This window comes from Bradyrhizobium mercantei (assembly GCF_001982635.1).
Lineage (GTDB): Bacteria > Pseudomonadota > Alphaproteobacteria > Rhizobiales > Xanthobacteraceae > Bradyrhizobium > Bradyrhizobium mercantei.
The window spans coordinates 850,750-862,466 of sequence record NZ_MKFI01000002.1 but is presented as its reverse complement, the minus strand read 5'-3'; the positions used below and the strand labels follow the sequence as shown (position 1 = coordinate 862,466).

At 65.3% G+C, this 11,717-nt stretch carries 12 protein-coding genes; 11 read left to right on the top strand and 1 reads right to left on the bottom strand.

Features of this window, described 5'->3' with window-relative positions; translation table 11 throughout:
- Positions 1 to 6 precede the first annotated feature (6 nt).
- The 4 genes from BI327_RS11590 (at position 7) to BI327_RS11575 (ending at position 3,715) form a co-directional block, all read left to right on the top strand.
- Positions 7 to 870, top strand: a complete 864-nt coding sequence (locus BI327_RS11590) for a branched-chain amino acid ABC transporter permease (protein ID WP_076860359.1) — start codon at positions 7 to 9, stop codon at positions 868 to 870.
- Position 871: 1 nt separating this feature from the next.
- Entirely contained in the window at positions 872 to 1,840 is a 969-nt protein-coding gene (locus BI327_RS11585; RefSeq protein ID WP_076860358.1) for a branched-chain amino acid ABC transporter permease, read from the top strand.
- Positions 1,841 to 1,989: 149 nt separating this feature from the next.
- Entirely contained in the window at positions 1,990 to 2,634 is a 645-nt protein-coding gene (locus BI327_RS11580) for a DUF47 domain-containing protein (protein WP_076860357.1), read from the top strand.
- Between the two features lie 76 nt (positions 2,635 to 2,710).
- Positions 2,711 to 3,715 (top strand): inorganic phosphate transporter, encoded by a 1,005-nt coding sequence (locus BI327_RS11575; protein WP_076860356.1) that lies wholly within the window; start codon positions 2,711 to 2,713, stop codon positions 3,713 to 3,715.
- Here the strand turns inward: BI327_RS11575 and sugE are convergent, their stop codons facing one another.
- Complete coding sequence (gene sugE / locus BI327_RS11570) at positions 3,716 to 4,030, bottom strand: quaternary ammonium compound efflux SMR transporter SugE (RefSeq protein WP_076860355.1); 315 nt, start codon at positions 4,028 to 4,030, stop codon at positions 3,716 to 3,718. It abuts the gene before it with no gap.
- A gap of 152 nt (positions 4,031 to 4,182) precedes the next feature.
- Here sugE and BI327_RS11565 point away from each other — a divergent pair, with 152 nt between their 5' ends.
- The 7 genes from BI327_RS11565 (at position 4,183) to BI327_RS11535 (ending at position 11,647) form a co-directional block, all read left to right on the top strand.
- Entirely contained in the window at positions 4,183 to 5,802 is a 1,620-nt protein-coding gene (locus BI327_RS11565) for a peptide chain release factor 3 (protein ID WP_076860354.1), read from the top strand.
- A gap of 729 nt (positions 5,803 to 6,531) precedes the next feature.
- The gene (locus BI327_RS11560) at positions 6,532 to 7,143 is read left to right on the top strand and encodes a hypothetical protein (protein ID WP_076860757.1); all 612 of its coding nucleotides are present in this window, start codon (positions 6,532 to 6,534) and stop codon (positions 7,141 to 7,143) included.
- Positions 7,144 to 7,213: 70 nt separating this feature from the next.
- Entirely contained in the window at positions 7,214 to 7,798 is a 585-nt protein-coding gene (locus BI327_RS11555; RefSeq protein WP_076860353.1) for an NnrU family protein, read from the top strand.
- Positions 7,799 to 7,800: 2 nt separating this feature from the next.
- Complete coding sequence (panB, locus tag BI327_RS11550) at positions 7,801 to 8,622, top strand: 3-methyl-2-oxobutanoate hydroxymethyltransferase (protein ID WP_076860352.1); 822 nt, start codon at positions 7,801 to 7,803, stop codon at positions 8,620 to 8,622.
- 10 nt (positions 8,623 to 8,632) lie between these two features.
- Positions 8,633 to 10,231 (top strand): class I adenylate-forming enzyme family protein, encoded by a 1,599-nt coding sequence (locus BI327_RS11545; RefSeq protein ID WP_076860351.1) that lies wholly within the window; start codon positions 8,633 to 8,635, stop codon positions 10,229 to 10,231.
- 155 nt (positions 10,232 to 10,386) lie between these two features.
- On the top strand, positions 10,387 to 11,043 hold the full coding sequence (locus tag BI327_RS11540; RefSeq protein WP_076860350.1) for a tetratricopeptide repeat protein: 657 nt from the start codon (positions 10,387 to 10,389) through the stop codon (positions 11,041 to 11,043).
- A gap of 49 nt (positions 11,044 to 11,092) precedes the next feature.
- Positions 11,093 to 11,647 (top strand): hypothetical protein, encoded by a 555-nt coding sequence (locus BI327_RS11535; protein ID WP_076860349.1) that lies wholly within the window; start codon positions 11,093 to 11,095, stop codon positions 11,645 to 11,647.
- The last annotated feature ends 70 nt before the right edge of the window (positions 11,648 to 11,717 follow it).

The window sequence follows — 11,717 nt, the reverse complement described above, 5'->3', positions numbered from 1 at the left end:
CATTCGATGCAGGCTCTCTACGCACAGCTTCTGGTGGGACTGATCAACGGCTCGTTCTACGCGCTGCTCAGTCTGGGGCTCGCCGTCATCTTCGGCATGCTCAACATCATCAATTTCGCGCATGGCGCGCTCTACATGATGGGCGCCTTCGTGGCGTATTTCCTGCTCAATCTGGGCGGCATCAACTACTGGTGGGCGCTGATCATCGCGCCCGTGGTGGTCGGCATTTTCGGCATGATCTTGGAGCGGACCATGCTGCAATGGCTGACCGGCCTCGACCACCTCTACGGACTGCTCTTGACCTTCGGCATCGCGCTGATCGTGCAGGGCGTGTTCCAGAACTATTTCGGCTCCTCGGGCCTGCCGTACTCGATCCCGGATCAGCTCAAGGGCGGCGTCAATCTCGGCTTCATGTTCTTACCCGTCTATCGCGGCTGGGTCGTCATCTTCTCGCTGGTGGTGTGCCTTGCCACCTGGTTCCTGATCGAGAAGACGCAGCTCGGCGCCTACTTGCGCGCCGCCACCGAGAACCCGACGCTGGTGCGCGCCTTCGGCATCAACGTGCCGCGCATGATCACGCTGACCTACGGGCTCGGCGTCGGTCTCGCCGCGCTCGCCGGCGTCTTGTCGGCGCCGATCAACCAGGTCCGCCCGCTGATGGGCGCCGATCTCATCATCGTGGTGTTCGCGGTGGTGGTGATCGGCGGCATGGGCTCGATCATGGGCTCGATCATCACGGGCTTCGCGCTCGGCGTGATCGAGGGACTGACCAAGTATTTTTATCCCGAGGCCTCCAACACCGTGGTGTTTGTCCTGATGGTGGTGGTGTTGCTTGTGAAGCCAACGGGACTGACGGGACGGGCGGCCTGATATGTCAGCATTGACCGACGATACACTTCCGGTGACGCCGCGCGCGATGCGCGACGAGATGATCGTATTCGCCGTGATGGCGGTGCTGCTGGCGGTGGTGCCGTTCACGGGGATCTATCCGTTCTTCGTGATGCAGGCGCTGTGCTTTGCGCTGCTCGCCTGCGCCTTTAACCTGCTGATCGGCTATGGCGGCCTGCTGTCGTTCGGCCACGCCATGTTCCTCGGCACCGCCGGCTACGTCTCGGCGCATGCGCTCAAGGTGTGGGGGCTCACGCCGGAGCTCGGCATCGTGGTCGGCACCGCCGCGGCGGCGCTGCTCGGCCTCGTCACCGGCTACATCTCGATCAAGCGGCAGGGCATCTATTTCTCGATGATCACCCTGGCGCTGTCGCAGCTGCTCTACTTCCTCTATCTGCAGGCGCCGTTCACCCATGGCGAAGACGGCATCCAGGGCATCCCGCAGGGCCATTTGTTCGGGATCTTCGATCTCTCGAAGCCGCTGGTGTTGTATTACGTCGTGCTGGTCGGCTTCCTCGGCGGCTTCCTGCTGATCTACCGCACCATCAACTCGCCGTTCGGCGAGGTCCTGAAGTCGATCCGCGAGAACGAGCCGCGCGCGATCTCGCTTGGCTACAAGACCGACCAGTACAAGATGCTGGCCTATGTCCTGTCGGGCACGCTGGCGGGCTTTGCCGGCTCGCTGAAGGTGTTCGTGGCGCAGAACGCTTCGCTCACCGACGTGCACTGGTCGATGTCCGGTGAAATCGTGCTGATGACGCTGGTCGGCGGCCTCGGCACCATCTTCGGGCCGGTGGTCGGCGCGTTCGTGATCATCGCCATGCAGCAATATCTGGCCGGTTTCGGCCAGTGGGTGACGGTGATCCAGGGCGTGATCTTCGTGGCCTGTGTGCTGCTGTTCCGGCGCGGTCTGGTCGGCGAACTGGCTCATCTGTTGCGGCGGTCGCTCTGAGGGCAGGGGGCCGACCTCGCTCCCTTCGATATAGCAGTGGATGACCGCCCATCCGGGCGGCCAAGCCGAGGTGCTTTCAGCGCAATTTGTTCTATGACAGTTTTGTGACAGTCGCTAAAAGGGCTGTCCCGGAACGATGGAACTGAAACATGCTGCGCTGGTTTCGCGCCTTCCTCCCCAAGGAAGAGCGATTTTTCGACCTGTTCGCCCGTCACGCCCAGACCTCCGTGCAGTGCGCGTTGGCGCTGCAGGACATGCTGAAGGGCGGCGAGGAGACGCCGGTCTACTGCCAGCGCGTCAACCAGTTCGAGAACGACGCCGACAGCGTCACCCGCGAGGTACTGACCGCGGTTCGCCGCACCTTCATCACCCCGTTCGACCGCGGCGACATCAAGAACCTGATCACCGCGATGGACGACGCGGTCGACCAGATGCAGGCGACCGCGAAGGCGGTGATGCTGTTCGAGGTGCGCGAGTTCGAGCCGCCGATGCGCGAGATGGGCGGCCTGATCGTCGAATGCGCCAATCTGGTCGGCCGCGCGCTGCCTCTGCTGCAGTCGATCGGCCACAACGTCTCGATGCTGACCCAGATCACCGAGGAACTGACCAAGCTCGAGGGGCGGGTCGACGATCTCCAGGATATCGGGCTCAAGGAATTGTTCCTCAAGCACCGCGACGCCAACACGATGGACTTCATCGTCGGCGCGGAGATCTACGATCACCTCGAGAAGGTGGCCGACCGTTTCGACGACGTCGCCAACGAGATCAACTCGATCGTCATTGAGCAGATCTGAGCATGATCCGGAAAAGTGTGCAGCGGTTTTCCGACAAGATCATGCTCAAGAAAACATACTAAAGGCGGGGCATCACGTGGACGCCACGCTGGGTCTTCCGGTCCTGACCATCCTGATCGCGGTCGCGCTGCTGTTCGATTTCCTGAACGGCCTGCACGATGCCGCGAACTCGATCGCGACCATCGTCTCGACCCGCGTGCTGCGGCCGCAATATGCGGTGTTCTGGGCGGCGTTCTTCAACTTCGTCGCCTTCGCGGTGTTCGGCCTGCATGTCGCCAACACGATCGGCACCGGGATCATCGATCCCGAGGTGGTGGACGCAACCGTGATCTTCGCCGCGCTGGTCGGTGCGATCGTCTGGAACGTGATCACCTGGGGCTTAGGGATTCCGTCATCGAGCTCGCACGCGCTGATCGGCGGCCTGGTCGGTGCCGGCATGGCGAAGGCGGGGATCTCGGCGGCGGTGTGGAGCGGGCTCAGCAAGACCTTGCTCGCGATCGTGCTGTCGCCGCTGGTCGGCTTCCTGCTGGCGCTGGTGCTGGTTGCGATCGTGTCCTGGCTCTCGGTGCGCTCGACGCCGTTCGCGGTCGATCGCGCCTTCCGCATCCTGCAATTCGCCTCGGCCTCGCTCTATTCGCTCGGCCATGGCGGCAACGACGCGCAGAAGACCATGGGCATCATCGCCGTGCTGCTCTATTCGCAGGGCCATCTCGGTGACACCTTCGAAATTCCGTTCTGGGTCGTGCTGGCCTGCCAGAGCGCGATGGCGCTGGGCACGCTGATGGGCGGCTGGCGGATCGTCCGCACCATGGGGCTGCGCATCACCAAGCTGACGCCGATGCAGGGGTTTTGCGCCGAGACCGGCGGCGCCGCGACGCTGTTCATGGCGACCTATCTCGGGGTTCCCGTTTCCACCACCCACACCATCACCGGTGCCATCGTCGGCGTCGGCGCCGCACGGCGGCTCTCCGCCGTGCGCTGGAACGTGGCAAGCTCGATCGTCTACGCCTGGGTGATCACGATCCCGGCGTCGGCCGCGGTCGCCGCCGCGACCTACTGGATTGTGCAGGTTCTGAAGTAACTAACCGACCAGCTTCAGCCCGACGATGCCGGACACGATCAGCCCGATGCTGGCGAGCCGCATCGCGGTCGCGGGTTCGCCGAGCAGGATGATGCCGAGCGCCGCGGTGCCGACCGCGCCGATCCCGGTCCAGACCGCGTAGGCGGTTCCAATCGGCAGTGTCTTCAGCGCGATGCCGAGCAGGAGGATGCTGCCGGCCATTGCCGCCAGCGTCAGCACCGACGGCACCAGCCGCGAGAAGCCTTCGGTATATTTCAGCCCGATCGCCCAGCCGATCTCGAGCAGACCAGCAGTGAACAGAATGGCCCAAGCCATCACGAACCCTCCAGATAGGCAGGGTCGTCCCCGCAGATGGTATGGTGAGGAGAAGGTCGTCCTTCCCGCGCCTATATGGGGGTGGGGCGACCGTTCCGCATTGCGACAAAACGCCCTTGATTGCGCCCGTTTTCCCTGCCAAATGCCCCGCCATGTCCGACATCTCAGTTTCAGCCGAATCGCCGTCCCGCTCGCCGCTTTCAGAGGAAGTGGCGCGGCGGCGCACCTTTGCGATCATCTCGCATCCGGACGCCGGCAAGACCACACTGACGGAAAAGCTGCTGCTGTTCGGCGGCGCTATCAATCTCGCGGGCCAGGTCAAGGCCAAGGGCGAGCGGCGCAACACGCGCTCGGACTGGATGAAGATCGAGCGCGAGCGCGGCATCTCGGTCGTCACCTCGGTGATGACCTTCGAGTTCAACGAGCTGGTGTTCAACCTCCTGGACACGCCGGGCCACGAGGACTTTTCGGAAGATACCTATCGCACGCTGACCGCGGTCGATTCCGCGGTCATGGTGATCGACGCCGCGAAAGGCATCGAGGCGCGCACGCGAAAACTGTTCGAGGTGTGCCGGCTGCGCGACATCCCGATCATCACCTTCATCAACAAGATGGACCGCGAGAGCCGCGACACGTTTGAGCTGTTGGACGAGATCGAGAAGACGCTGGCGCTCGACACCACGCCGATGACCTGGCCGGTCGGCCGCGGCCGCGACTTCCTCGGCACCTATGACGTCGTCAATGGCGGCGTGCGGCTGCTCGAGGGCGGCGGCGCCAAGACCGGCGCCACCGAGCAGATCGACATCGCCGATCTCGGCAAGCGCAACCCCAATCTCGACGTCGCCGAGGTCAAGGACGAACTCGCGCTGGCCTCGGAGGCCTGCAAACCGTTCGAGCTCGCCGCGTTCCGCGAGGGCCATCTGACGCCGGTCTATTTCGGCAGCGCGCTGCGCAATTTCGGCGTCGGCGACTTGCTGGAGGGCCTCGGCAAGTTCGCGCCGGCGCCGCGCGCGCAGGATTCCGATCTGCGCAAGGTCGAGGCATCAGAGCCGCGCATGAGCGCCTTCGTGTTCAAGATCCAGGCCAACATGGATCCCAACCATCGCGACCGCATCGCCTTCGCCCGGCTGTGCTCGGGCAAGCTCAGCCGCGGCATGAAGGCCAAGCTGGTGCGCACCGGCAAGAACATGAGCCTGTCGAGCCCGCAATTCTTCTTCGCCCAGGATCGCTCGGTGGCCGACGAGGCGTTTGCCGGCGACGTCGTCGGCATTCCCAACCACGGCACGCTCAGGATCGGCGACACGCTCACCGAGGGCGAGGATCTGACCTTCGTCGGCGTGCCGAGCTTCGCCCCGGAAATCGTCCGCCGCGTTCGCCTGACCGATGCGATGAAGGCCAAGAAGCTGAAGGAAGCCTTGCAGCAGATGTCGGAGGAGGGCGTCGTGCAGGTGTTCCGGCCGCGCGACGGTGCGCCGGCGCTGGTCGGCGTGGTCGGCCCGCTGCAGCTCGACGTGCTGAAGGCGCGGCTCGATGCGGAATACTCGCTGCCGGTCGAGTTCGAGATCTCCGAATTCTCGCTGGCGCGCTGGATCTCGTCCGACGACCGCAAGAAGCTTGACACGTTCATCGCCGCCAACAATTCCGGCATCGCCGACGACGTCGACGGCGATCCCGTGTTCATGGCCAAGAACGAGTTCTATCTCGGCTACACCCGCGAGCGCGCCGAAGGCATCAGCTTCTCCAACGTCAAGGACGTGAAGAAGAAGGCGTAGTGCGGCCAAGCATTCGCTGTCGTCCCCCGGCTCGACCGGGGGACCCAGTACGCCGCGGCTTCTCCGCTGCTCGCTGCTGCCTCTGGAATACTGGATCGCCCGGTCGAGCCGGGCGATGACAGTGAGGTTGTGGCGAGAAAAGCGTGAGGACCTGAAGAGGCGGTGTCGTAACGCATACGCAGTGTCGTCCCCCGGCTTGACCGGGGGACCCAGTACGCCGCGGCTTCTCCGCTGCTCACTGCTGCCTCTGGAATACTAGATCGCCCGGTCGAGCCGGGCGATGACAGTTGTAGTTGCGGCGAGCGCGAGGACGAGAAGAAGCGGTGTCGTGCCGCATACTCGGTGTCGTCCCCCGGCTTGACCGGGGGACCCAGTACTCCGCGGCTTATCCGTTCAATCACTGCCGTCTCTGGAATACTGGATCGCCCGATCAAGTCGGGCGATGACAGTTGTGGTTGCGGCGAATGCGAGGACGAGAAGAAGCGGTGTCGTGCCGCATACTCGGTGTCGTCCCCCGGCTCGACCGGGGGACCCAGTACGCCGCGGCCTATCCGTTCAATCACTGCCGTCTCTGGGATACTGGATCGCCCGGTCGAGCCGGGCGATGACGGCGGAGGTTGCGGTGCCGCGCGTGACGGTTGCGCCCGCGCAAGGAATTGAACGGCAGCCCGCTTGATGCGGTCCGGCCGCGGTACCATGTTCCCCGGAGCGCAATCCGGGTTCGTCTGCATGCTCCGACGCGTCGCCATCTGTCTCGCTCTTGCCGTGCTGGCCTTTGCGCTCGCGAGCACCGCCTCTGCGCAGCAGCGGCAACAGACCAACCCAGCGCCGTTCGCACACACGCCTTGCAGTGTGCTCGACGAAGGGCCTTGCATCCCGTCCTATTGCGGCGTGTTCAATCACGGGCCGTGCTTTCCCGAGATGGATTATCCGTACGGCGAAAATCTCCAGCTCACGATCCTGACTGTGCCGCCGCAAGATCAGGCCGAGAAGTACCGCAAGCCGGATCATGATCTCGATACCATCGGCGATCTGTTTGCGGCGTTGCGCGCCTGCTGGGCGCCGCCGCCACCGGACGACGCGCGCGAGGGCATGCAGATGTCGGTGCGCTTCAGCTTCAAACGATCGGGCGAGATGATCGGCACGCCGCGCCTGACGTTTTCGACGCGGGGCATCCCGGCCGATACCCGCACCACCTATCTCAACGCGATCAATGCCTCGCTCGATGCCTGCCTGCCGCTGAAATTCACCGGCGGGCTCGGTGGCGCGCTGGCCGGCCGCCCGATCATGATCCGCTACGTCGACAATCGCGAGCTGGCCAAATCGGCCGACAAGCCGTGAAGCTGACGCATTGCCACCCGCCCGGCGAAGGTGATACGCGAAGGCGTTAATCTATCAGGGGAGGAACTTCGTGGGACTGCTCGTCATGATCCTGGGTCTCGTGCTGTTCCTCGGCATCCATGTGCTGACCAGCCTGCGCGAGCTGCGCGCGGGCCTGGTCAAGGCGATGGGCGAGGGGGCCTACAAGGGCGTCTATTCGCTGGTGTCGTTCGCAGGCCTCGCGCTGATCATCTGGGGCTTCGGTCACTACCGCGCGACCGGCTGGATCGACGTCTGGACGCCGCCGACTGCCTTCAAGCACATCACGGTGGCGCTGATGCTGCCCGCCGTCATCCTCGTCGTCGCCTCCTATATCCGCGGTCGCATCTACACCACGCTGAAGCACCCGATGCTGGCGGGCGTGAAGCTGTGGGCGTTCGCGCATCTGCTCGCCAATGGCGACCTCGGCTCGATCATCCTGTTCGGCTCGTTTCTCGGCTGGGCGGTCTATGACCGCATCTCGTTGAAGCGCCGCGCGGATGCCGGCGCGCCGCCGATCCCGGTGGGCGGCCCGACCAACGACCTGATCGCGATCGCGGTCGGTGTCATCGTCTATCTGGCGCTTGCGTTTGCGTTCCATCCGGTCGTGATCGGCGTGCCTGTCATGGGAGCCTGACTATGTCTGTTCAATCCGCCATCAAGCGCAAGACCGCGCCCGATCTGCGCGCCCGCAAGAACGGCGAGCCGATCGTGATGCTGACCTCCTACCACGCGCACACCGCAGCCCTGGTCGACCGTCACTGCGACGCCATCCTGGTCGGCGATTCCCTCGGCAACGTCATGCACGGCTTCGAGACCACGGTGCCGGTCACGCTCGACATGATGATCCTGCAGGGCCGCGCGGTGATGCGCGGTTCGCAGGCTGCGCTCGTCGTGGTCGACATGCCGTTCGGCTCCTATGAGGGCTCGAAGGAGCAGGCGTTCCAGTCCGCGGTGCGGATCATGAAGGAAACGCTGTGCGGCGCGGTCAAGCTCGAGGGCGGCGCGCGGATGGCGGAGACGGTGGCGTTCCTGTCCGAGCGCGGCATTCCGGTGATGGGCCATATCGGCCTGACGCCGCAATCGATCAACACGCTCGGCTCGTTCCGCGCGCAAGGCCGCGAGGAGGAGAACTGGGCGCCGATCGAGAACGACGCCAAGGCGATCGCGGAGGCCGGCGCGTTCTCGATCGTGGTCGAGGCGGTCGCCGAGCCCCTGGCGCGCAAGATCACGCAATCGATCGCGGTGCCCACCATCGGCATCGGCGCGAGCGCGGCCTGCGACGGCCAGGTGCTGGTGCTGGAGGATATGCTCGGCCTGTCGCCGCGCGCGCCGAAATTCGTGCGCCGCTACGGCAATCTCGGGCCGATGATCGAGGAAGCGATCGCGGGCTATGCGCGCGACGTGAAGAGCCGCGCCTTCCCGGGGCCGGAGCACGTCTACGGAATGAAGAAGAGCTGACGAGGCGCGCATGGACTGGTCGCAACACGCACTGCCGCCGATGCGGCTCGAGCCCAGGTTCGGCGACCGTGTCGTGCCTGCATTCGCGGAGCGGCCGGCCAGCCTTTGGGCGATGATCGCGGACGCCGTGGCAGAGAACTGCGACGGCGAGGCGCTGGTCTGCGGCGCGACGCGCATGACGTGGCGCGAGGTCGCCGAGCAATCGGCCAGGGTCGCGGCGGGTTTTTCAAAACTCGGCCTTGCGCCCGGCGACCGCGTCGCGATCCTGCTCGGCAACCGCACCGAGTTCGTGCTGACGATGTTCGCCGCGGCCCATGCCGGGCTGGTGACGGTGCTGCTCTCGACCCGCCAGCAGAAGCCCGAGATCGCCTATGTGCTGAACGATTGCGGCGCGAAGTGTCTGGTTCACGAGGCGACGCTGGCCGACCGCATCCCCGACGTCGCCGATATTCCCGGCCTCGTGCATCGCATCGCGGTCAGCGACGACGGCGCGTCGCAATTCGCCGTGTTGCGCGACAATGCGCCGGCGCAGGCGCCGGCGGAGGTGAGGGAAGAGGACACCGCGATGATCCTCTACACCTCGGGCACCACGGGGCGGCCGAAGGGCGCGATGCTCGCCCATTGCAACATCATCCACTCCTCGATGGTGTTCGCATCCTGCCTGAAGTTGACCAGCGCCGATCGCTCGATCGCCGCGGTGCCGCTCGCCCATGTCACCGGCGCGGTCGCCAACGTCACCACCATGGCGCGTTGCGCCGGCGCGCTGATCATCATGCCGGAGTTCAAGGCGGCGGAGTATCTGAAGGTCGCGGCGCGCGAGCGCGTCACCTACACGGTGATGGTGCCGGCGATGTACAATCTCTGCCTGATGCAGCCCGATTTCGACAGCTACGATTTGTCGAGCTGGCGGATCGGCGGCTTCGGCGGCGCGCCGATGCCGGTCGCGACCATCGAGAAGCTCGAGGCCAAGATTCCCGGGTTGAAGCTCGCCAATTGCTACGGCGCGACCGAGACCACGTCGCCGTCAACCCTGATGCCGGGCGAACTGACGGCAGCCCATATCGATAGCGTCGGCCTGCCGTGCCCGGGCGCCGAGATCGTCGTGATGGGGGCTGACGGCCGCGAGGTGCCGCGCGGCGAGATCGGCGAGCTCTGGATCCGCAGCGCCTCCGTCATCAAGGGCTACTGGAATAATCCGAAGGCGACCGCGGAGAGTTTTACCGCGGGCTTCTGGCATTCCGGCGATCTCGGCTCCGTTGATACGGACAATTTCGTCCGCGTGTTCGATCGCCAGAAGGACATGATCAACCGTGGCGGCTTGAAGATCTATTCGGCCGAGGTGGAATCGGTGCTGGCCGGCCACCCGGCCGTGGTCGAGAGCGCGATCATCGCCAAACCGTGCCCGGTGCTCGGCGAGCGCGTGCACGCCGTGATCGTGACCCGCACCGGCGTCGACGCGGAGAGCCTGCGCGCCTGGTGCGCCGAGCGTCTGTCCGACTACAAGGTGCCGGAGACCATGGCGCTGACCGCAGAGCCGCTGCCGCGCAATGCCAACGGCAAGGTGATCAAGCGCCAGCTCCGGGAGAGCCTGACTGCGGCAGGGGCGTGAGGCGGGGCAGGCAAACCTCTACTGTTAACGCTTTGATCCTCCTCGCTTTGCCTTGCCTCCGCCACACCATTAGGGTAACGCCGCCGCGATGTGGGGATCGGGTCGGGCTGGGCCCCACCGAGATTCGCGGTCCCGAGGGGATGGGATAGCTTTAAGTGTCTGAATTATTTGACGAAGTAGACGAGGAAGTCCGTCGCGATCAGCTCAAGAAGCTGTGGGACAAGTACTCGATCTTTATCATCGCGCTGGCGATCCTGGTGGTCGCGGGCGTCGGCGGCTGGCGCGGCTATCAGTATCTCGAGGCCAAGAAGGCCGCCGAGGCCGGTGCGGCGTTCGACCGCGCCGTCGAGCTGTCGGACCAGAACAAGCACACCGAGGCCGAGGCCGCCTTTGCCGACCTGATCACCAAGGCGCCGTCCGGCTACCGCACGCTGGCGCGGCTGCGCATGGCCGCCGAGGTCGCGACGCGCGACCAACCGGCCGCCGCGAAGCTTTATGACGAGATTGCAGCCGACCGCAGCGTCGGCGGCCCCGATCAGGACCTGGCACGGATTCGCGCCGCGCAGATCCTGATGGAAACCACCACCTATCCCAACATGCTGCAACGGCTCGAGGCGATGGCGACGTCGACGGACTCGACCTTCCGTCACTCCGCGCGCGAGCTGCTGGCGCTGTCGGCCTGGCGCGCCAACGATGCCGCCGCCGCGCGGAAGTGGCTCGACCAGATTGCCAATGACGGCGAGACGCCGCCGAGCATGCGCTCGCGCGCCGAAGCGCTGCAGGCATTGTTGCCGCCCGTCGCCAAGAGCTGACTTGAGAGCCGACTTGGCGCGAAACCCGAGTTTGAGTGAGAGATCGACCATGCGCCGCTCGCAACGCCTGATCGCAGCCGCAGTTCTGACCGCGCTTTGCAGCGCGCTGGCAGGCTGCGGCGGTGGCGGCATGGCCAATTTCGACCCGAGCGACCTGCTCGACTTCCTCGACACCAAGAAGAAGCTGCAAGGCGACCGCAAGCCGGTGTTCCCCGAAGGCGTGCCCGGCCTCGAGCAGGGCGTGCCGAAGGAATTGTACAAGGGCTCGCAGCAGGAGCAGCTCGACCAGCAGAACGCCGCGGCGGCCGCTGCTGCCCAGCCGGCTCCGCCGCCGGAGCCGCCGAAGGGCGCCAAGAAGCACACCAAGCGGGCCGCGCCGGCCGCCGACCAGGCGGCGGCTCCCGACGCTGCGACCGAGGAGGGCGCGCCCGCCGCGGTGCCGCCGGATCCGAAGCCGAAGAAGATCGTCCGCCGCCGCACCACTGCGCCGCCCGCCGACGACCAGCAGGCGCAGCCCGCGGCGCCGGCCCAGCAATCCCAGACCACGCAACAATCCGGCGGAGGCTTCCCTGCGCCGCTACCGAGCGGCGGATTTAGCCGCTAAAGCATGATCCGGAAAAGTGCGAAGCGGTTTTCCGAAAAGATCATGCTAAAACAAGAATCTAGAGCGCGAT